This is a genomic window from Lentzea tibetensis (assembly GCF_007845675.1).
Classification (GTDB): Bacteria; Actinomycetota; Actinomycetes; order Mycobacteriales; family Pseudonocardiaceae; genus Lentzea; species Lentzea tibetensis.
This window is the reverse complement of sequence record NZ_VOBR01000015.1, coordinates 166,895-188,153: the sequence shown is the minus strand read 5'-3', so window position 1 is coordinate 188,153 and position 21,259 is coordinate 166,895. Positions and strand designations below refer to the sequence as shown.

17 protein-coding genes and 1 pseudogene are annotated in these 21,259 nt (G+C 70.1%); 9 read left to right on the top strand and 9 right to left on the bottom strand.

Going from position 1 to position 21,259, the window contains the following annotated elements; translation table 11 throughout:
* Nucleotides 1-10: 10 nt before the first annotated feature.
* A pseudogene (locus FKR81_RS24010) lies at nucleotides 11-544 on the top strand (WYL domain-containing protein); the annotation flags it as partial.
* Here FKR81_RS24010 and FKR81_RS24005 read toward each other — a convergent pair.
* Genes FKR81_RS24005 through FKR81_RS23995 form a run of 3 tightly spaced genes read right to left on the bottom strand, consistent with a single transcriptional unit; the run spans nucleotide 528 to nucleotide 2,564 of the window.
* The gene (locus FKR81_RS24005; protein ID WP_146354588.1) at nucleotides 528-1,214 is read right to left on the bottom strand and encodes a class I SAM-dependent methyltransferase; all 687 of its coding nucleotides are present in this window, start codon (nucleotides 1,212-1,214) and stop codon (nucleotides 528-530) included. The pseudogene FKR81_RS24010 and the gene FKR81_RS24005 overlap by 17 nt on opposite strands.
* A gap of 10 nt (nucleotides 1,215-1,224) precedes the next feature.
* A complete protein-coding gene (locus tag FKR81_RS24000) occupies nucleotides 1,225-1,770 on the bottom strand; it encodes a cadmium resistance transporter (protein ID WP_146354586.1) in 546 nt (181 codons plus the stop codon).
* Complete coding sequence (locus FKR81_RS23995) at nucleotides 1,767-2,564, bottom strand: LLM class flavin-dependent oxidoreductase (RefSeq protein WP_146354584.1); 798 nt, start codon at nucleotides 2,562-2,564, stop codon at nucleotides 1,767-1,769. Before FKR81_RS23995 ends, FKR81_RS24000 begins: the two co-directional genes overlap by 4 nt.
* A 72-nt stretch (nucleotides 2,565-2,636) precedes the next feature.
* Between FKR81_RS23995 and FKR81_RS23990 the strand changes: the two genes are divergently transcribed.
* Nucleotides 2,637-3,905: a glycosyltransferase gene (locus FKR81_RS23990; protein ID WP_146354582.1), complete on the top strand. Its 1,269-nt coding sequence runs from the start codon at nucleotides 2,637-2,639 to the stop codon at nucleotides 3,903-3,905.
* 468 nt (nucleotides 3,906-4,373) lie between these two features.
* Here the strand turns inward: FKR81_RS23990 and FKR81_RS23985 are convergent, their stop codons facing one another.
* Nucleotides 4,374-4,871 (bottom strand): HdeD family acid-resistance protein, encoded by a 498-nt coding sequence (locus FKR81_RS23985; protein ID WP_146354580.1) that lies wholly within the window; start codon nucleotides 4,869-4,871, stop codon nucleotides 4,374-4,376.
* Nucleotides 4,872-4,975: 104 nt separating this feature from the next.
* Here FKR81_RS23985 and FKR81_RS23980 point away from each other — a divergent pair, with 104 nt between their 5' ends.
* The 7 genes from FKR81_RS23980 (at nucleotide 4,976) to FKR81_RS23950 (ending at nucleotide 15,345) form a co-directional block, all read left to right on the top strand.
* Nucleotides 4,976-5,965 (top strand): tyrosine-type recombinase/integrase, encoded by a 990-nt coding sequence (locus tag FKR81_RS23980; RefSeq protein ID WP_146354578.1) that lies wholly within the window; start codon nucleotides 4,976-4,978, stop codon nucleotides 5,963-5,965.
* Between the two features lie 62 nt (nucleotides 5,966-6,027).
* Nucleotides 6,028-6,840: a non-homologous end joining protein Ku gene (gene ku / locus FKR81_RS23975; protein ID WP_146354576.1), complete on the top strand. Its 813-nt coding sequence runs from the start codon at nucleotides 6,028-6,030 to the stop codon at nucleotides 6,838-6,840.
* A complete protein-coding gene (gene ligD / locus FKR81_RS23970; protein WP_146354574.1) occupies nucleotides 6,841-8,298 on the top strand; it encodes a non-homologous end-joining DNA ligase in 1,458 nt (485 codons plus the stop codon).
* A complete protein-coding gene (ligD, locus tag FKR81_RS23965; RefSeq protein ID WP_146354686.1) occupies nucleotides 8,285-9,142 on the top strand; it encodes a non-homologous end-joining DNA ligase in 858 nt (285 codons plus the stop codon). Before ligD (FKR81_RS23970) ends, ligD (FKR81_RS23965) begins: the two co-directional genes overlap by 14 nt.
* 36 nt (nucleotides 9,143-9,178) lie before the next feature.
* Nucleotides 9,179-10,261, top strand: coding sequence for a GrpB family protein (locus tag FKR81_RS45165; RefSeq protein ID WP_235921730.1), 1,083 nt, complete (start codon nucleotides 9,179-9,181; stop codon nucleotides 10,259-10,261).
* 283 nt (nucleotides 10,262-10,544) lie between these two features.
* The gene (locus FKR81_RS23955; protein WP_146354572.1) at nucleotides 10,545-12,038 is read left to right on the top strand and encodes a SulP family inorganic anion transporter; all 1,494 of its coding nucleotides are present in this window, start codon (nucleotides 10,545-10,547) and stop codon (nucleotides 12,036-12,038) included.
* A 16-nt stretch (nucleotides 12,039-12,054) separates the two neighbouring features.
* Nucleotides 12,055-15,345: a GNAT family N-acetyltransferase gene (locus FKR81_RS23950; protein ID WP_146354570.1), complete on the top strand. Its 3,291-nt coding sequence runs from the start codon at nucleotides 12,055-12,057 to the stop codon at nucleotides 15,343-15,345.
* Here the strand turns inward: FKR81_RS23950 and FKR81_RS23945 are convergent.
* The 5 genes from FKR81_RS23945 to FKR81_RS23925 all read right to left on the bottom strand — a co-directional run bounded on the left by FKR81_RS23945 (nucleotide 15,290) and on the right by FKR81_RS23925 (nucleotide 21,138).
* On the bottom strand, nucleotides 15,290-15,982 hold the full coding sequence (locus tag FKR81_RS23945) for a hypothetical protein (RefSeq protein WP_146354568.1): 693 nt from the start codon (nucleotides 15,980-15,982) through the stop codon (nucleotides 15,290-15,292). The genes FKR81_RS23950 and FKR81_RS23945 overlap by 56 nt on opposite strands.
* Complete coding sequence (locus FKR81_RS23940) at nucleotides 15,979-17,511, bottom strand: dipeptide ABC transporter ATP-binding protein (RefSeq protein ID WP_146354566.1); 1,533 nt, start codon at nucleotides 17,509-17,511, stop codon at nucleotides 15,979-15,981. The genes FKR81_RS23945 and FKR81_RS23940 overlap by 4 nt, the downstream gene beginning before the upstream one ends.
* Before the next feature lie 5 nt (nucleotides 17,512-17,516).
* Nucleotides 17,517-18,392 carry an ABC transporter permease gene (locus tag FKR81_RS23935; RefSeq protein ID WP_146354564.1) on the bottom strand — a complete coding sequence of 292 codons (876 nt, stop codon included), beginning with the start codon at nucleotides 18,390-18,392 and terminating at the stop codon, nucleotides 17,517-17,519.
* A gap of 100 nt (nucleotides 18,393-18,492) precedes the next feature.
* A complete protein-coding gene (locus tag FKR81_RS23930) occupies nucleotides 18,493-19,443 on the bottom strand; it encodes an ABC transporter permease (RefSeq protein ID WP_407936544.1) in 951 nt (316 codons plus the stop codon).
* On the bottom strand, nucleotides 19,444-21,138 hold the full coding sequence (locus FKR81_RS23925; protein ID WP_235921729.1) for an ABC transporter substrate-binding protein: 1,695 nt from the start codon (nucleotides 21,136-21,138) through the stop codon (nucleotides 19,444-19,446).
* Between the last annotated feature and the right edge of the window lie 121 nt (nucleotides 21,139-21,259).

Genomic DNA, 21,259 nt, shown 5'->3' with positions numbered 1-21,259 from the left:
CGACCCAGCACTGCTCACCACACTCGCCACCGTCTGCCGCGACCACGAACGCGTCCGCTTCGACTACCGAGCCCACAACGGAGACCAGACCCGCCGCGCCGTCGAACCGCACCGCCTCGTCAACTGGGGCCGCCGCTGGTACCTCGTCGCCTGGGACGTCGACCGCGCCGACTGGCGCTCCTTCCGCGTCGACCGCATCACCCCGGTCACCCCCACCGGCCCGCGTTTCACCTCGCGCGACATCGACGCCACCGCCTTCGTCGCCCGCGGCGCCTCCTCAGCCGCCTGGCGCTACCACGCCCGCGTCACCGTCCACGCGCCGGCACACCACGTGGGGGAGCGCATCACCCCCGCGGTCGGCACCGTCGAAGCCGTCGACGACACCACCTGCGTACTGGTCACCGGCGCCGACACGGTCGAGTCGCTAGCGGTCCACCTCAGCCTGCTCGACACCGACTTCGAGGTCGCCGAACCACCGGAGCTCGTCGAGCACGTCCGCAAACTCGCCACCCGCTACGGCCACGCCGTCACGCCACCGCCCTGAAGTACAGGAACCGCGGCTTCGTCGTCAGCGACTCGTACGCCTGCGGGTTCACCTCCGCGCACTCCGGCACCGGCATCGGCTCCACCACGTCGTCCACCCGGAAACCGGCCTCCCGCAACGACGAGAACACCGCGGACAACGGCCGGTGGTAGTACTGCACCTCCATCTCCTCACCGGCGACCGTCCACCGATCCGTGACGAGCGACGTCGCGAAGTAGTTCGGCAGGTCGAACCACCGCCAGTCCTCACACGGGTGATGCACCGACACCACCAGCACACCACCCGGCACCAGCACCCGGCGCAGCTCGGCCAGGGGAGAGGTCCAATCAGGCAAGTAGTGCAGCACAAGAGAAGCAGTCACCACGTCGAACGACGCGTCCGGGAACTCGAGCGGCTCAGCCAGATCCGCGCACACGAACGACGCCGGCCACAACGACCGCGCGATCTCCACCAGCACCGCGCTGTTGTCGATCCCCACCACCGACGCACCCCGCGCCGCCAGCAGCCCCGACAGGTGACCGGCCGCGCACCCCACGTCCAGCACCCGCTTCCCGGCCACATCACCCGCCAGCGACAACACCGCAGGCCGGTCGTACAGGTCGTTCCACGGGTTCCGCGCCGCGTGCTCCGCGTACGCGGCCCCCTTCTCGTCGTACACCCCAGTGCTCATGAAGATCAGGCTAAACCCCGAACAGAATCAGCACGCCGATACCGATGAACACCACCGGAAGGATGACGTGCCCCCACTTCGCCAGCATCCGAGCCACCAGCGGCCGCGTGGCGAGGAACCGGCCCGCCACGCACCACACACCCACCAGCACCAGGAACACCGCGACGAACACCCACAACCGGCCCGATGTCGCGAACACCGGCACGTACACGCCGACGTTGTCCCCACCGTTCGCCAGCGTCACCCCGGCCACCGCCAGCACACCCGGCTGAGCCGACGGCTCGTCCTCGTCACCACCGCGCCACAGCTGCCACAACGCTTTCAGCCCCAACGCCAACGGCAGCAGCCCCAGCCACGGCCGCACCTGATCCGGCAACAGGTTCGCACCCAGCGCACCCAGCACCGACACGACCAGAATCCCGGCGAACCCCACGTACTGGCCCACCACGACCTGCCACGCCCGCATCCGCGCGAAGTAGATCGCCAGCACCACCAGGTCGTCCACGTTGGTGATCGCGAACATCCCCGCGGCCTGACCGACCACGCCGAAACTCAACGCGGGGGACCAGCCGCCACAAGCGCACGCAGCTCGTCCACCGACATCTTCCAGCCGTCACTCAACAACCACGTCGCACCCGCGTCCGCGTACTCCGCCACCAGATCCACCGACGGCCGCGCCCCGCCACCCCAGATCGCCAGATCACCGTCAGCCGGACCACCCGACTCCACGAAGTCCTTCTTCATCGCCGCCGCCTGCTCCGGTGTCGGCACCGCGAAACCCCCGTTGCCGTCCTGCATGATCGGGAACAACCCCGACGCGTCCCGTGCGCTCAGGAACGGCACCTTCCGCGGCCACAACCCACTCGCCCAGATCGGCACGTCCACCGGCGCGAACCGCACACCGGACGCCTGGAACTTGTCACCCGAGTGCTGAACTTCCTCACCGGACAACAACTTCCGCACCAACGACACACCCTCGGTCAACCGCGCCGCACGCTCCTTCGCCGACGAAGGCTCACCGAAGCTCTCGTAGTCGCGGGGGACACCCATGCCCACACCCAGGACCAACCGCCCACCAGACAACCGCTGCAACGTGCTCGCCTCGAGCGCCAGCTTCCACGGACGACGCCGGGGGACCGGCGTGATCATCGGCCCCAGCACGATCGACGACGTCCGCGCCGCGATCGCACCCAGCGTCACCCACGGATCAGCCACCAACGGCTCCGCGACGACGTGGTCCCACATGAAGAAACCGTCCCAGCCCGCCGACTCCGCCGACACGGCCAGCTCGCTCAGCACCGCGGGGTCACCGTAGGCGCCGTAACACGGCACGTAGATCGCAAAACGCATGCGGGGGAGTCTGCCCGCTCACCTGCCACCGCACCAATCAGTACTGTGACCAGGGTAGGCATTGGGGGTTCGATGGCGAGGATTCTCCTGACGTCGCTGCCCTTCGCCGGGCACGTCGGAGCGATGACCGCGGTGACAGGGGAGCTGGCACGACGCGGCCACGACCTCGTCGTGCACACAGGGGAGAAATACCACCAACGCTTCGACGCGACCTGGCTGCCCTGGACCCGCGCGACCGACTTCGACGACAGCGACCTGGCCGCCACCTTCCCGCGAGTCGACGGCGGCACCGGCTTCCGCAGCGCCAAGGCCAACGTCGAAGACGTGCTCGTCGGCACCGGCGCCGGCCAGGCCGCGGACATCATCACCGCCGCACGACGCGAGCCCTTCGACCTGATCATCGCCGACCACCTGGCCTTCGGCGGGGCACTCGCCGCCGAAGTGCTCGGCACGCCGTGGGCCACGATCGCGGTCACCCCGCTGTCCTTCACCAGCCGCGACCTGCCACCAGCCGCGATACCCGTGTCACCGGGAACAACTCGCGTCGGGAAACTGCGCGACGCAGCGCTCCGCGGCGCCACCAGGGCACTCCTGCCCAGACTGGCCGACCCGATGTTCAACGCCATGCGCGCCGCCGCGGGACTGGGCCCTGGCTCCGTCGGTGGCGGCCTGGAGAGCCTGTACTCACCACACCTGGTCGTCGCACAGGGAGTACCCGGCCTCGAGTACGAACGCAGCGACCTGCCGGCACACGTCCACTTCGTCGGACGACTGGCACCACCCACCCGCGCCGGGCGACTCCCGGCGTGGTGGCCCGACCTGGTCGCCGCGCGCAACGCGGACAGGCCGATCGTGCACGTGACCCAGGGAACCCTCGACGTCAGCGCGGACGACCTGCTCAAACCGGCCATCGCCGCACTCGCCGGCCACGAGGCGCTCGTCGTGTGCACCACAGGCGGCGCACCGACCACCGTGCTCGGACCACTGCCGGACAACGTGCGCGCGGCACCGTTCGTACCGCACGACCAACTGCTGCCGATGGTCGACGTGATGGTCACCAACGGCGGATGGGGCGGCGTGCTGGCCGCCGTCCAGGCGGCGGTGCCACTGGTCGTCGCGGCCGGAACGCTGGACAAGCCGGAAGTAGCGCGGCGCGTGGCGCGGTCGGGAGTCGGCGTGAACCTGCGCACCGGCAAGCCGACCGCCCGTGCGGTGCGGCGTGCGGTGGAGCAAGTGCTGAGCGAACCGCACCGTCAACGACGAGCGCACGAGCTGTCGCGTGCGATGGTCGAGGCAGGGGGCGTCGGCAGGGCCACCAACCTGCTACTTGACATAATGTAGATTATCGGCGCAATCTACGACCTGCGAAGATCGTTCGGAAGTGGCTCCACAGAGCCGTTTTTGGCCGTTTCGGACGTTCCGCACGCCGCCGTGCGCTCACATCTGCCGTCAGCCGCCGACCGTCCGAGGCGAAACGCTGTGAGGATCGTTCTGGACGAAGCCGGCGGGCGCGAACGACCGAAAATGCGTGCCGCGGAGCCATTTGTCCCCTGAATCCGTCGAGTCCGTTCTGCTGGAGCAAAATCGGGCGAAACGGACGTTTCATGCATAATCGCTATTATCCAGCAAAGAACGAGCAAGTCCCTGCGCAACGAAGGTTCTGACGCGCGGGCACCCATGAAGATCTGAGCCTCACTCCCCTCCATCAAGATCCACATCTCGACAGCGGGGGGTGTGCCTGCTCCGAACTGGCAGCCCCCGGCGGGCAGGACGAATCCGCGCCGCTCCCCCGTGTTCGACCCTCCTGGCTCAGGTGACGTCGGCGGCGATGAGCAGCGCTCCGTGCAGGACGAGCCAGGCGCCGAACGTGATGGTCAGTGCGAGCAGGGAGATGCCCGGCTGGAGCAGCACGAGGATGCCGCCGAGCAGTCCGACCACACCGCTGGCCCCGGTCCACGGGCGGTTGGGGGCGGGCGAGATGGACATGGCGGTGACGAGGTGCAGGACGCCGCTGATGAACAGCCACCCGCCGACCAGGAGTGCGACGGAGGTGAACGAGCCGAGCGGTGAGCGGAACAGGAGGACGCCGCCCACGACGGCGATGGCGCCGAGCACGCCGAGCAGTGCGCGTCGGCCGGTTGAGGCTGCGGTCTCGCCGATGGCCATGGCGATCTGGACGAGGCCGGTGGCGGCGAGGTAGGCGGCGAACAGGTATGCGGTGATGACGAGGGTCGGTTCGGGCCACGCGAGCGCGACGAGTCCTATCAGGATGCTGGTCGCGCCGGTGAGCCTGAGCACGTGGATCATCCTGCGGCGCTGGTCTCGTCCGCGCTTCGCCCGTGCTGGGCGGGGTGCCCAAGATGATGATCTTGGCTTCACCCACGCGGGTGAGGCCCCGGATTGTCGGTGCCGTGCGGTACAAGATCGGAGTGCTAGTGCTCTCCGCCCAGGACTCGTTCTTCCTCGCCCGCAGGCCGAGGAAGGACTCCCCTCCCACGACCTCGGCCTACCAGCGTGATCTGGCCGGGGTGAACACCCTGCTGGCGTCGTGTCTGGAGACACCGGTGGCCGAGCTGCGGATCGAGGATCTGACGGGCGCGAACCTGCGGTCGGCGTTCGGTGTCTTCGCGGACACGCACGCGAAGAGCTCGGTGTTGCGGGCGTGGTCGACGTGGAACCAGTTCCTGACGTTCTGCGTGGCCGAGGACCTGTTGGCAGGCAACCCGATGGGTGCGGTGGCGCGTCCGAAGACCCCTCCCCTGGTCCCGAAACCGCTGCGCGGCGAGGACACCCCGGAGCAACTGCTGTCCGCGGCCGCCGAGGGTGCGCGCAAGGGGCGTGACCCGTGGCCGGAGCGGGACGTGCTGGTGCTCGCGCTCGGCCTGGTCGCGGGCCTGCGGTCGGCGGAGATGCGGACGCTGACGCTGGCGTCGATCGTGGGCCGCTCCGGCGACCGGCGGTTGCACGTGCGGGGCAAGGGAAACCGCGACCGCTCGGTGCCGATCGAGCCGCCGATGGAGCGGATCATCGACGCGTACCTGGCGTCGTGCCGCGCGAAGTTCCCGCAGGGCCGGTTCGACCGGGACTCGTCGTTGCTGCGCGACCGGCACGGCGAGCCGATCGGCCGCGGCGGGCTGGAGTACCTGGTGAAGTCGTGCTTCCGCTGGGCGGGTCTGCACGACCGGGTTCCGACGGGTGCGAACCTGCACGCATTGCGGCACACGTTCGCGACGCGGCTCGCGGAGGACGGCGCGTCGGCGTCGGAGATCATGGCGTTGCTGGGGCACGCGAGTTTGGCGACGAGTCAGAACTACATCGAGGCGACCGCGCGTGAGCGGCGGGCGGCGGTGGCGTCCAACCGGACGTACCGGGCGCTGGGTGAGATGTCCGCGGAGGACTGATCACTAGTCCATGTGGGTGACATGGTAGTGCGAAAACCGCATTTCAGGGGTACCCAGTTGACATGAGATCCGTGTGGCGCGGGGCCATCTCCTTCGGTCTGGTGACCATCGCCGTGCGCCTGTACTCGGCGGTCGAGGAGCATGACTTCCGGTTCAACCAGGTGCACCGCGAGGACGGTGGGCGCATCAAGTACAAACGCGTCTGCTCGGTGTGCGGCAACGAGGTCGAGTACGCGGACATCGCCAAGGGCTACGAGCTGGACGACGGCCGCATGGTGATCATGGACAACGAGGACTTCGAGAAGCTGCCGGTGAAGACGGACCGGGCGATCGACGTGCTGGAGTTCGTGCCTGCCGAGGACATCGACCCCATCTACTTCCAGAGCACCTACTACCTGGAGCCGGACAAGGCGGCGGCGCGGCCGTACGTGCTGCTGCGCGACGCGCTCACGAAGACGGGTCAGCTGGCGGTCGTGAAGATCACGATGCGGCAGAAGGAGAAGCTGGCGACGATCCGGGCGCGTGACGACGTGCTGGTGCTGCACACGATGTTGTGGCCCGACGAGATCCGCAAGGTGGACTTCGACTTCCTGGACCAGGACATCGAGGTGCGGCCGCAGGAGCTGAAGATGGCGACGTCGCTGGTGGAGAGCATGGCCGGTGACTTCGAGCCGGACGAGTTCACCGACGACTACCGCGAGGCGCTGGAGAAGGTCATCGCCGCGAAGGCCGAGGGTGCCGAGCTGCCCGAGCAGCCGGAGGCCGAGGAGCAGGGCGACGTGATCGACCTGATGACGGCGCTCGAGCGGAGCGTGGAGAAGGCCAAGGCGGGGCGGAAGAAGAGCGCGTCGAAGAAGAAGGCCAGCTCGGCGTAGATGGCGGGACTCGACGAGTACCGCCGCAAGAGGGATCCGGCGAAGACGCCGGAGCCCGTGCCTGCCGACGACAGCGTGCTGCCCAAGGGCAACAACGACACGTTCGTGATCCAGGAGCACCACGCGCGGCGGCTGCACTGGGACGTGCGGCTGGAGCGCGACGGGGTTTTGGTGTCGTGGGCGGTGCCGAAGGGGCTGCCGCCGACGCCGGGGACGATCCGGCTCGCCGTGCACACCGAGGATCACCCGCTGGAGTACGCGTCGTTCCACGGTGAGATCCCGAAGGGCGAGTACGGCGGCGGGTCGATGTTCATCTGGGACCGCGGCCGCTACGAGACCGTGAAGTGGTCCGAGCGCGAGGTCGACGTCGTGCTGCACGGTGAGCGTGTGCAGGGCGAGTTCGTGTTCTTCCAGTCCGGGCGCGGGTCGAAGGACTGGATGGTGCGGCGGCGGCACGAGGCGGCCCGGCCGGACTGGGTGCCGCTGCCCGAGTCGCTCAAGCCGATGCTCGCCACGCCGGGTCCGTTGCCGTCGGACGACGATGATCAGTGGGCGTACGAGTTCAAGTGGGACGGGGTGCGGGCGATCCTGCGGGTCGAGGGCGGCCGGGTGCAGGCGTTCAGCCGGGTCGGCAACGACGTGACGGCGGCGTATCCGGAGTTGCAGGGGGTCGGTGAGCAGCTCGGGGTGACCGAGGCGGTGCTCGACGGGGAGATCGTGGCGTTGCAGGACGGCAGGCCGAGTTTCGCGGCGTTGCAGCAGCGCATGCACGTGCAGAACGCGGCGCAGGCGCGGCGGGCGGCGAAGCAGGTGCCGGCGACGCTGCTGGTGTTCGACCTGCTGCACCTGGACGGACGGTCGTGCCTGCAGGTGCCGTACGGGCAGCGGCGCGAGTTGCTGGAGGCGCTCGAGCTGCGGGGGCCGCAGTGGCTGACTCCCCCGTCGTTCACCGGTGACGGGGCGGCGGTGCTGGCGGCGAGCAGGGAGCAGGGGCTGGAGGGCGTGGTCGCGAAGCGGCTGGACTCGCACTACCTGCCGGGGCACCGGTCGCCTGGGTGGCGGAAGGTCACCGACCTGATGGCGCAGGAGGTGGTGATCGGCGGGTGGCGTCCGGGTGAAGGCAAGCGCAGCGGTGTGATCGGTGCTCTGCTGCTGGGTATCCCGCGGGGTGACGGGCTGGCGTTCGTCGGCAGCGTCGGGACGGGGTTCAGCGATGCCGAGCTCGGGGTGTTGACGCGGCGGCTGACGAGCTTGGACCGGGCGCGGTCGCCGTTCGTGACCGAGGTGCCGCGGGAGCGGGCGAAGGGGGCGCGGTGGGTGCGGCCGGAGTTGGTGGCCGAGGTGGTGTTCCGGCAGTGGACGCCGGACGGGCGGCTGCGGTTTCCCGCGTGGCGGGGGCTGCGGCCGGACAAGACGCCGGAGGAGGTGTGTCGCCGTGACGACCATGGTGAAGGTTGAGGACCGGCTGCTGAAGCTGACGAACCTGGACAAGGTGTTGTATCCCGAGCTGGGGTTCACCAAGGGCGAGGTGATCGACTACTACACGCGGATCTCGGCGGTGATGTTGCCGCACCTGAAGGACCGGCCGGTGACGTTGCGGCGTTATCCCAACGGTGTGGACGGGACGTCGTTCTACGAGAAGAACGTGCCGCAGCACGCGCCGGACTGGGTGCGGACGGTGCGGATCGAGACTCCCGGTAGCAGCCGCGGCAACGACTACGCGGACTTCGTGATGGTCGACGACCTGCCGACGCTGGTGTGGCTGGCGAACCTCGCGGCGCTGGAGCTGCACGTTCCTCAGTGGACTTCGGGGCCGCGCGGCGGGCGGCGTGATCCCGACCTGCTGGTGTTCGACCTCGATCCCGGTGCGCCCGCGACCGTGGTGGAGTGCAGCCGGGTGGCGGTGCGGCTGCGGGCGGCGCTGGAGGACGACGGTGTCGACGCGTGGGCGAAGACCAGTGGTTCCAAGGGGATGCAGGTGTACGCGTCCGCTCCGGTCGGGGACACCTCCGCCTACGCGAAGGAGCTGGCGCAGCGGTTGGCCAAGGAGACGCCGCGCGAGGTCGTGTCGACCATGGCGAAGGCCGCGCGCACCGGGAAGGTGTTCATCGACTGGAGCCAGAACAGCCAGGCCAAGACCACTGTCGCGCCGTACTCGCTGCGAGCGCGTGAGCGTCCTTCGGTGTCGACGCCGGTGACGTGGGACGAGGTCGAGGAGTGCCGCTCCCCCGACGACCTGGTGTTCCTCGCGGACGAGGTGCTCGACCGGGTCAACTCGCTCGGCGATCTCTTCGGTGCTTGATATTCTGGCCGACTGCCTACTGAGGGGACATGTGGCATGTCGGAGATCTTTGTCGGTGGCCGGCCGAAGCTCGGGTCGACCGTGCTGCTCGCGGACTACTCCGCTGAGTGGCCCGCGTTGTTCGCGCGTGAGGAGGCCCGGATCCGGGGGCTGATCGGCGGTGCCGTGCTGCTTCTCGAGCACGTGGGGTCGACGTCGGTGCCGGGGCTCGCGGCGAAGCCGATCATCGACATCCTGATGGTCGTGCCCGACACCGAGGACGAGGCGTCCTACGTCGTGCCGCTGGAGGCGGCCGGCTGCCGGTTGACGATCAGGGAGACCGACTGGCACGGGCATCGGCTGCTGAAGGGGCCGGACACCAACATCAACCTGCACGTGTTCCCGCTGGGGTGTGCGCAGATCCCGCGGCACCTGAAGTTCCGCGACTGGCTGCGCACTCACGATGACGACCGGGCGCTGTACGAGCGGACGAAGCGGTCGCTGGCCGCGCGCGAGTGGGAGTACATCCAGGACTACGCGTCGGCGAAGAACGACGTGGTGATGGAGATCCAGGAACGCATCGCCGCCGCGTCGGTGCCGCTGGTGAACGACGTCGAGTACGTGCAGGAGCGGGGGAAGCGGTCCGGGCAGGTCCGGCTGGACTCCTACGACCCTTCCTGGCCCGGGTTGTATGCGCGTGAGGAGTCGCGGATTCGTGCGGCGCTGGGGTCTTCCGTGCGGATTGAGCACGTCGGGTCGACGTCCGTGCCGGGGCTCGCGGCGAAGCCGATCATCGACATCCTGCTCGTCGTGCCGTCCAGTGCGGACGAGGCTTCGTACGCGCCCGCGCTGGAGTCCGCCGGGTACGTGTTGCGGCTGCGGGAGCCGGGATGGCAGGAGCACCGGCTGTTCAAGGGGCCCGACACCGACATCAACCTGCACGTCTTCTCCCCCGGCGCGGAGGAGATCGACCGGATGATCTCGTTCCGCGACTGGCTGCGGACCTCGGAGACCGATCGCCTCGAGTACGAGCGGACGAAGCGGTCGCTGGCCGCGCGGGAGTGGGAGTACGTGCAGGACTACGCCGACGCCAAGACCGTCGTGGTGGAGCGGCTCCTCATGCACGGCCTGTGCGCCTGAGCCCAGGCATCTGAACCCCGGCTTGAAGCCTGGGCGCCATGAGCCTGAGTGCCTGGAGCCTGAGTCCGGCCACCCGGATCGTTGAAGCAGGGGTCCCCCTCAGGGGGTCCCCTGCTTTCATTTTTCCACGTGACACCGACAGTTCCGGGCCGTGAGAGGCCTCGAGGACGGAGTTGTCCACAGGCCGGTTTGGGCCGTTCGGAGCACGGGAGCATACTGCGCGTGCCGCTTCGTACGCGGAGCGTGGTTACTCCTAGGAGATGAGTCCGAAGTGTTCTTGCCCATGAAGTCCGACTGGGCCACAGCCACCCGCAGGGACCTGCTCGCCGGTGTGACGGTCGCGATCGTCGCGCTGCCACTGGCGCTCGGGTTCGGTGTGGCGTCCGGTCTCGGCGCGGCCGCCGGCCTGGTGACGGCGATCGTCGCCGGCGCGGTCGCCACCGTGTTCGGCGGGTCGAACCTGCAGGTGTCGGGCCCGACCGGCGCGATGACCGTGGTGCTCGTGCCGATCGTCGCGAAGTACGGCCACACCGGCGTCCTCACCGTCGGCCTCCTCGCCGGGCTGATGCTGCTCGCGCTCGCCTTCGCCCGAGCGGGCCGCTACGTCCGGTACGTGCCCGCACCCGTGATCGAAGGCTTCACGCTCGGCATCGCAGGCGTGATCGCACTCCAGCAGCTGCCCGCCGCGCTCGGCACCCCGGTGCCCGGCCACCACGTGACCATGAACGCGGTGCGCGCGGCCGCCGAGTTCGCGCGGCACCCGCACTGGCAGCCGATCGCGCTCGCCACAGGTGTGGTGGTGATCGTCCTCGTCGGCGGCAGGTGGCGTCCCGGCGTCCCGTTCTCGCTGGTCGCGGTCGTGACGATGACGCTGGCGGCCACTGGTATGGACGTCGCCCGCATCGGCTCCCTGCCGTCCGCGCTGCCCGCGCCGTCGCTCGAGTTCCTCGACCTGGGCGCGATCACCGCGCTGCTCCCGTCCGCTGTCGCCGTCGCGGCGCTGGCCGCGCTGGAGAGCCTGCTGTGCGCGACCGTCGCGGACGCCATGCACGGCAGGCAGCGGCACAACCCCGACCGCGAGCTGTTCGGTCAGGGCCTCGCGAACGTCGTCACTCCGCTGTTCGGCGGCGTCCCCGCCACCGCGGCCATCGCGCGCACCGCGGTGAACGTCCGCACCGGCGCCTCGTCCCGCCTCGCCGCGCTGACCCACGCCGTCGTGCTCGCGTTGATCGTGCTCGCCGCCGCACCGCTCGTCGCGCACATCCCGCTCGCCGTGCTCGCCGGTGTCCTGATCGCGACCGCGATCCGCATGGTCCAGTTCGCCGCCATGCGCGCACTGATGCGCGGCGGCAAGGCCGACGCGCTCGTGTTCTTCCTGACCGCCGTCACCACCCTCGCGCTCGACCTCGTCACCGCGGTGATCGTGGGTCTGGTCGTCGCGAGCGCGCTGGCCCTGCGCGCCGTCGCCCGCTCCGTGCAGGTGTCGCGGACGGTCCTCGACGAGCACACCGTCGAGTTCCGCCTCAACGGGCCGCTGTTCTTCGGTGCGGCGCAACGCCTGCTGTTCGCGCTGGCCGACGTCACCCATGCCCGCGTGGTCGTCCGTATGTCCGAGGTCACCACGGTCGACGGCACCGGCGCGCAGATGCTGCGCGACGCCGTCGACCAGCTGCGCGGCCGCGGCGTCGAGGTCGAGATCGCGGGCGTGCGCCCGGAGCACTGCAACAAGCTCGCCGTGTACGGAGTGCCCATTCCGCAGCCGACGGTGCTCGCGTAGGGGAAGAATCAGCCCGGTGCGTTTCGGAGTACTGGGTCCGCTCGAGGCGCGGCTCGCCGACGGGACACTCGTCCCGATCGGCGCCCCGCGCCTGCGAGCCCTGCTGGCGATGCTCGTCCTCGACGCGGGCCGCATCGTCGGCCAAGACCGTCTGATCGACGGCCTCTACGGAACAGACCTGCCCGCGAACGCGGCCAACGCGCTGCAGTCCCAGGTGTCCCGCCTGCGCAGACTGCTCCCCGGCGCCGTGATCGAGCACAGCCCGGCCGGCTACCGCCTGCTCACCGATCCGTCCTCAGTGGACGCCTCGCTCTGCGCGGAGCTCGTCGCCCAGGGCCGCGGTGCCGAAGCACTGGCGTTGTGGCGCGGCCCGGCACTGGCCGATGTGGACACCCCGTTCGCCGCCGCGGCCCGTGCCCGCCTGGAAGAGCTGCACATCGACGCCGTCGCCGTCGAAGGCGACGTGGCCGCGCTGCGCGACCTGGTCACCGCGCACCCGCTGCGCGAGAACCTGCGCGCCGCGTTGATGCACGCCCTGCACCGCGACGGCCGCCAAGCCGAAGCGCTGGAGGTGTTCGAGTCCGGCCGCCGCCTGCTCGCCGAGGAACTGGGCGTGGACCCGTCACCGGACCTGGCGGCCGCGCACCTGGAAGTCCTGCGCGCCGAACGCCCCCGCCGCCTCCCGGCGCAGCTGACCAGTTTCGTCGGCCGCACCGACGAGGTCCGCCGCGTCACCAAGTGGCTCGGCGAGGCCAGACTGGTGACCCTCACCGGACCGGGCGGCGCGGGCAAGACCCGTCTCGCCGTGGAAACCGCAGGTCAGTGGCCTGACGAGGTGTACTTCGCCGACCTCGGTGCGGTGAACGGGCCGTTCACGCGACCAGTCGTGGCACCAGAAGCAACCTCGGACGTCCCGCAAAGAGGAAGCGCGGGGGGCGGGGCAGGTGCCGAGGTGGCGCAGGCGGTGCTGACCGCGGTCGGCGCCCGCGAGACCGGCCTGCGTTCCCCGGCAGGCCAGGTCGACGCCGTCGACCGGCTGGCCGCGGCACTGGCCGACCGTCCTGTCCTGCTGGTTGTGGACAACTGCGAACACGTGATCGCGGATGCCGCTACCGTGGTGGGGAAGCTGCTCGCCGGGTGCCCGAACCTGCGTGTGCTCGCCACGAGCCGTGAACCGCTCGCCATCACCGGCGAGACGCTGTGCCCCTTGCCTCCGCTGGAGGCCACCAGCGCGGCCCGCCTCTTCATCGACCGGGCCCTGGCCGTCCGCCCGGACCTCGAACCCGACGCCCGCGTGGTCGCCACGATCTGCGCCGCACTCGACGGCATGCCGCTGGCCATCGAACTCGCCGCGGCCCGCGCCCGCGCGCTCCCGCTCACCGAGATCGCCACGCGCCTCGACGACCGGTTTCGCCTCCTGACCCGCGGCAGCCGCACCGCCGCACCCCGCCACCGCACCCTGCAGGCCGTGGTCGAGTGGAGCTGGGACCTCCTCGACGACGCCGAGCGCGACCTCGCGACCCAGCTGACCGTGTTCACCGGCGGCGCCTCGCTCGACGCCATCCGAGCCGTGTGCGGCCTGGCCGACGTCGACGTCCTCACCGGTCTCGTCGACAAGTCCCTCGTCGAGATCAGCGACGACCGCTACCGCATGCTCGACACCATTCGCGCGTTCTGCGCGGCCAAAGCGCGCGAGGACATCCGGCCCCGTCACGCCGCGCACTTCCTCGCGCTCGCCCGCGAAGCCGAGCCCCACCTGCGCCGCACCGAGCAGCTCACCTGGCTGCACCGGCTCGCCCGCGACAACGACAACCTCACCGCCGCCGTGCGCTGGGCCATCGCCGCCGACCACCGCACCGCGCTCGAGCTGATCGCCGCGCTCACCACGTACTGGTGGTTCCGCGGTCTGCGCACGGACGCGGCCCGTCTCGCCGACGACCTCCTGGTCGCCACCGGCGACACCCCGGTTCCCGGCATGTCCGAGGAGTACGCGATGGCGCTGCTGATCGCGTGGCCCGTCGCGACCGGCGACCAGACCGCCCGCATGCGCCTCACCACCCGGCTCACCGACGCGCTCGACGCCCCGCCGCGCTACCCGATCATGACCATGATCTGGGGCATGGCGACCGGCGCGCCCACCGGCGTCGGACTGGACCACATGGAACGCCGCTACGGCCTGCTCGGCGCCGACCCGTGGAGCCTCGCGCTCGCGCGGCTCGGTGAGGGGTTGATGGCGTTGCAGCAGCAGGACATCACGGCCGCCGAGCGTCTGCTCGCCGACGGGGTCGTGCAGTTCCAGGCCGTCGGCGACCGGTGGGGCACCTCGCTCGGTCTCGCGCAGCTCGCCGAGATCGCCCTGCTCACCGGACATCCCGAGCGGGCCGTGGAGCGCGCGGACCAGGCGCGGCACCTGATCGAGGAGCTCGACGCGGCCGAAGACCTGGCCGACCTGCTGTGCGTGCGAGCAACGGCACTGGCCACGCTCGGCGACCTCGCGGGCGCCGAAGCCGACTACCGGCGCTCCATCGGGCTCGCGCGACAGGCCGGGTCGAGTGCGTCGCTCGCCAACTGCCACCTCGGCATGGGCGAGCTCGCGCTGCGGCGCGGACACCTCGACGAGGCGACGGAGCTGTGCGACCAGGCGTGGGACGAGTGCCCGTCCGGGTGGTACGGGCCCGAGCAGACCCGCTGCTACATCCAGTTCACGCGCGGCCGCATCGCCGCCGCACGCGGTGACCACGACGGTGCGCGCGCCGCGTTCACCGACGCCGTGCGCAGGGCGCGGGCGCAACGCGACCAGATCGCGATCAAGACCGTCAGCGGCGAGGCCGGCGTGGTGGACCTCGACGTCACCGACGACGAGACAGCCGAGCGGGTGCACCAGGTCGCGCAGCGGGCGTACCGGGTCGAGGCCGGCCTCATCGGCGCGGACAGCATCCCGCCGCTGCACGAGACGCTCGACGAGATGCGCGCCCAGCCGCTGACGTGGCTGGGAGTTCCCGGCGACGACGGGCTGCCCGTCGCGTTCGTCGCCTACGAGGACGCGCAGGAGCTCGACATCAACCGGCTGTGCGTCGACCCCGGCCACTTCCGCAAAGGACTCGCGCGCAGACTCGTCAGGGCTCTGCCGCCACGTGCGGCCGTCGTGCACACGGGAGCGCTCAACACCCCGGCCACGACGCTCTACGCACGCGAGGGATTCGAACGCACCGGCACGATCGAGCCCGAACCGGGCCTGCTGGTCGCGACGTTCAGGAGACCAGCACCCGCCACCACAGCCACACCGGCAGCTTCCGATGCGGGATGAACGTCCACAGATCGTCTTCGGCGACCGAGTTCGGATGACGCTTCAACACCGCGAGGCACTCGGCGGACACCACGCCGTGGATCCGCGCCACGTGCGCCAAAGCCGTGGCGCCGTGCTCGCGCACCTCGATCCGGTTGTGGTCCAACGCCCGCGCCACGAACGGCAGCACGAGCCAGGGGTCCGGATAGGACAGTGCCAGCCCGATCACGGACACCCCGACCAGCGGCTCGTCGCGGGCGAACGCCGCGGCCACGTCCTCTGGCCGGTCGGTGCCCATCAACGCCGAGAACGACCGCCAGTTCATGCCCTCACCACGCATCGCGCGGTCCAGCAGGAACCGCCGCCGCCCATCGGACCGCTCGCCCGTACCGCACCAGTCCGCGGCCAAGTACCGCCACACCGCCGCCGTGTCCACAGTGGACGTGGCGGCCAGCACCCGGCACAGCTCCATGATGTGCGTGGGATCGGTTGCCTCGGCCAGTTCACCGAGCACGCCCGGTGGCCTGCCGAGGTCGTTCCAGCACAACCACGCCAGCGACGGCACGTCCTCGACGGCGACCCAGCCGTCCGCGCCGCCCCGGCCGATCTCGGCAGGCGTCAGCGCCGCGCGATAACGCGCGTGTTCGATCGGAATCACGCGCGTGTGGTGCTCGGCACGGCGGCCAGCAACTTGCGCGTGTACTCGTGACGAGGGTCCAACAGCACTTGTTCCACCGTGCCTTGTTCGACGATCCGGCCCTGATACATCACCGCAACCCGGTCCGCGATGTTCCACGCCAGCCCCAGGTCGTGCGTGATGATCAATGCTGCCAGCTCGAGTTCGGCGCGCAACCGGAGCAGCAGCGCCAGGATCTCCCCGCGCACCGAGGCGTCGAGCGAGGCGACCGGCTCGTCGGCGACCAGCAGACGCGGGCCCAGGGCGAGTGCTCCGGCGATCACCACGCGTTGCAGCTGACCTCCGGACAATTCGTGCGGAAGGGAAGGCAGAAACAATTCCGCCGGGCGCAGCTCCGACCGTTCGACGGCGGCCGTGACCAGCGATTCCTCGTCACCAGGAATGGCGTGAATGCGCAGTCCCTCGGCCACCGCCTCGTACACCGAATGCCGCGGGTTCAACGCCGAAGTCGGATCCTGCAAAACGAGCTGAACCTGTCGCCGATAAGCCTTGAGCGCCTTGCCCTTCAGCGGGATCGGCGCACCGTCGAAGATCACCCGTCCGGAGGACGGCCGCTGCAGGCCCATGATCGTGCGGGCGAGCGTCGTCTTGCCTGAACCCGACTCCCCCACCAACGCGACGATCTCGCCGCGACCCACCTCCAGCGACACCCCGTCCACCGCGCGCAGGGGGCCGAAGTTCACCTGAAGTTCTTCCGTGCGCAAGAGCGGCTCGCGGACGGGCGCCTGCCCGGCGAAGCGGAACTCGGGCGCGCCGATCGTCGGGAACGCCGCCGCCAGCGCCGCGGTGTGCGGGTGCCGCGGCGAGGAGATCACCGACGTCGCGCGGCCGCGTTCCACAATCTCGCCCTGGTACATCACCGCCAGGTCGTCGCACGTGGACGTCAGCACCGACAGGTCGTGACTGATCATCAACAGGCTCAGCGACCGCTCGTCGACCAGCCGCCGCATCAGCCCCAGCACCTGCGCCTGGACGATCACGTCCAGCGCGGTCGTCGGCTCGTCCGCGACGATCAGCCTCGGGTCGCACGCCAGCGCCATCGCGATCATCACCCGCTGCCGCTGCCCGCCCGAGAGCTCGTGGGGGTACGCGCGCGCCTTCGACGCCGGCAGCTCCACCTGCTCCAGCAGCTCGGCCACCGAACCCGAAACCCCGTGCAGCTCCATGGGTTCCGCGATCTGCGCACCCACCCGGCGCACCGGGTTCAACGCGTGCATCGCGCCCTGGAACACCACCGACGCCTGCGTCCACCGCACCGCGCGCAGCCGGCCCCACGACATCTCCGCGACGTCCTCGCCGTCCAGCAGCACAGACCCGGACAACTCGGCCGAACGCGGCAAAAGCCGCAAAACCGACAAACCGAGCGTCGTTTTGCCCGACCCGGACTCGCCGGCGAGCCCGAGCGTCTGGCCGCGCTCGACGGTCAGCGACACGTCGCGCACCGCGGCGCGCGATCCGTAGTGGACGGTGAGATCCCGCAACTCCAGCATCGAACTCAGCCCCGCAGCCTCGGGTTGATCACCGTCTCCAGCGCGCGGCCGACCAGGGTGAACGCCAGCACCACGGCGATGATCCCCAGTCCGGGCGGCAGCAGGAACCACCACGCCTCCTTCGACACCGCGCCCTGCAGCTGCGCCTGGTGCAACATCGAGCCCCACGACAGCCGCGTCGGGTCGCCGAGGCCGAGGAACGCGAGCGTCGACTCGGCGACGATCGCGTACGCCACCGTCAGCGTGGTGTTCACGAGCACGAGCGGCAGCACGGCGGGCAGCACGTGCTTGCCGGTCACGTGCAGGTGCCCGCCGCCCAGCGCGCGGGCGCGCTCGACGAACGGGCGCGCCTCCACGGCGAGGGTCTGGGCCCGCACCACCCGCGCGGTCGACGGCCACGACGTCAGCGCGATCGCCAGGATGATCGTGCCCATCCCGCGCGGCAGCACCGACGACAGCGCGATCGCCAGCACCAGCGCCGGGATCACCAGGAAGAAGTCCGTGACGCGCATCAGCAGCGCGCCCCACCACCCGCCGAAGTGGCCTGCCGTGACCCCGATCAGCGTGCCGATCGCCACCGACAACCCGGCCGCGGTGAGCCCGACCAGCAGCGACACCGCGGTGCCGTTGAGCACCAGCAGCGCCACCGACCGTCCGGTGTGGTCGGTGCCCAGCAGGTGCCCCGAGCCGGGCGGCTCCCACGCGGGCGCCACCACGCGCGCCACGTTCAGCGCGTCCGCTCCGGTCAGCAGCGGCATCAGCACGGCCACCAGCACCGCCAGCCCGAGCAGCGCCAGACCGGCCACTCCCGAGCGCTGCGCCGCGAACGCCCGCCACCCCGCCGCCCACGCCGTGCGGCGGCGATCCCAGACCACGCTCATGCGACCCGCCCCCCGCGCTTCCTCTTTGCGGGACGTCCGAGGTTGCGTCCGGTGCCACGACAAGTCGAGTCAACGGCCCGTTCACGAGCCCGAAGTGACGTCACGCCGCACGCACCCGAGGGTCGAGCACCCGGTACAGCAGGTCCGCGAACACGTTCATCACGACCACCGCACCCGCCGTCACCACCATCAACCCCTGCAGCAACGCGTAGTCCGGCCCGGTCAGGGCCTCGTAGAACAACAGCCCCAGACCGGGCCAGGTGAACACGGTCTCCGTCGTGATCGCCCCCGCCACCACCAGCCCCAGGTGCAGGAACACCAGGGTCAGCACCGGCAGCAGCGCGTTCGGCACCGCGTGCCGGCGCCGCACCAGGTCGTCGCGCAGCCCCTTCGCGCGCGCCGTCGTCAGGTACGACGCGTGCAGCTCCTCCAGCAACGACGACCGCATCACCATCTGGTACTGCGCGTACACCACGGCGATCAACGTCACCGACGGCAGCACCAGATGGTGTGCCACGTCCACTGCCTGCGAGAAGAAACCCGGCGCGGTGTCCGTGTCCCGCATGCCACGACTCGGGAACAGGTCCCCGGTCGCCATCATCAGCAGCATCCCCAGCCAGAACGTCGGCGTCGACCACAACGTCAGCGCCACGCCCGTCGACACCCGGTCGAAGCGGCTGTCGCGCCGCCACGCACCGCGGATCCCCAGCCACAGACCGAGGAGCACCGCGATGAGCGTGGACGTGCCGACCAGCAGCAGCGTCGGCCCGACGCGCTCGGAGATCACGTCCAGCACCGGGCGGCTGTAGGTGAACGACGTGCCCATGTCACCGCGCAGCAGCTTGCCGAGGTAGTCGAGGAACTGCTGCGGCAGGGGCTTGTCCAGGCCCCACTCGGCGCGCAACGCGGCCTGCATCTCCGGCGTCGTCGGCCGGCCGCGCGTCCACGACACGACCGGGTCACCCGGGATCACCCTGAAGAGGAAGAACCCCAGCACGACGACCATCGAGAGGCTGACCACGGCCCCGCCGAGCTTGCCCGCGATCCTCACCTACTCGCGCTCCTCTGCCGTAGCCCTGCGCCGCCGCGCCACGAACCAGCCGCCCGCGGCGACCAGCACCACGACACCTCCGGCCGCGATGCCCAGCCACGAACGACCGGAACCCGACGACGCGGACTGCGCGGCGGGCTCGGCACCGTAGTAACCCCACACCCCGTTCTGGGCCATGATGACGCCACCGGTCTGGGGCTGAACGGGAAAACGAGAGAACCGGTCGCTGCGATACGCCTCGAGAGCGTTCTCGTAGCAGAGCACCACCGACGGCACCTGGTCGTAGAAGCGGGCCTGCATCGCCTTCACGATCTCCACGCGCTTGGCCTCGTCGAACTCCGACAGCTGCTGGGCGTAGAGCCGGTCGTACTCGGCGTCGCAGAAGTACGAGTCCGTCGTGCCACCCGTGCCGTCCGCGCCCGGCCGCTGCCCGCAGGTGTGCAGGCCCAGGATGAAGTCCGGGTCGACGTTCGTGCCCCACCCGCTGAACGCCAGGTCGTAGGTCGCCGCCGTCGTCGTCTGGTTGAGCTGGTCGTCCGACACCAGCTGCACGTCGATCTTGATGCCGATGTCGGCCAGCGACTGCTTCAGGTACTCCGACGCCTGCTCGTCGTACGCGCGCCCGGCGCGGCCCAGGAGCCGCAACGACAGCCGCACGCCGTCCTTGGGCGGGTAGCCCGCCGCGTCCAGCTCGGCCTTCGCCGCCGCCGCGTCGAACGTCCGGCGCTCAGCGGCCGACGGCTCCCAGTGGTACTTCGGGAACACCGGCGGGATGATCCCGGTCCCGACCTCCGCGTACCCGGCGTTCACGCGCTTCACCAACGCGTCGAGGTCGATCGCGCGGGCGATCGCCCGGCGCACCCGCACGTCGCGCAGCGCCGGGTTGCCGTCACCGATCGGCGTCCCGGTCCGCGTCTGCGCGCCGGGGTTGATCAGCAGCTCGTTGAACCGGCGGCCCTGCGCCTTGTTGCGGGTGACGTTCTCCTTGTCCGCCAACGAGTCGAACTGCGCGGGCGCCATCCTGTTCACCAGGTCGACCTCGCCCTTCGCGAGCGCCTGCACGGCCGCGTCGGCGTTCTTGAAGTACACGAAGTGCAGCTCGTCGTACTTCGCGGCGCCGCGCCAGTAGGAGCGGTTGGCCTTGAGCTTGATGTACTCGCCCGCCTTGTACTCGGTGAGCACGAACGGGCCGCTGCCCACGACCGGGACCTGGTCGTTGGCGTAGTTCTTGATGTCGGTGACCGACTCCCACACGTGCTGCGGCACGATCGGGACGTCCAGCGCGGTCATCGTGATCTGCGGCGCCTTGGTCTTGACCACGACCGTCCGGTCGTCGGTCGCGGTCACGGACTCGAAGTTCGCGACGAAGCTGCCGTTCGCGGTGCGGGCGACCTCGTTGGTGAGCATCAGGTTGTAGGTGAACGCGACGTCGCGCGCGGTCAGCGGCTTGCCGTCGGACCACTTCTTGCCGTCCGGGACGGTGAACGTCCAGGTCAGCTTGCCCGGCGACGGCTCCCACGTCTTCGCGACGCCCTCGACGACCTTCTGGTCGGCCTGCGCGTACGCGGTCAGGTAGTCGTACATCAGCCGCCCGACCTCGGTGCTCGACTGGAACACCGCGATGAACGGGTTCAGCGAGTCGATCTGCTGCACGATCGCGACCTTCAGCGTGACCGGCGGCTGCGCCTGCGCCATCGCCGAAGGTGGTGAGGTAAATGGTGAAGTGATTGTCACCGCAATGATTGCAGCGGCCAGCCTGAGCACTTTCGCCCGCATTTCAGACCCCTCTCCCCAGTGATCGGTCGTAACGTTACCG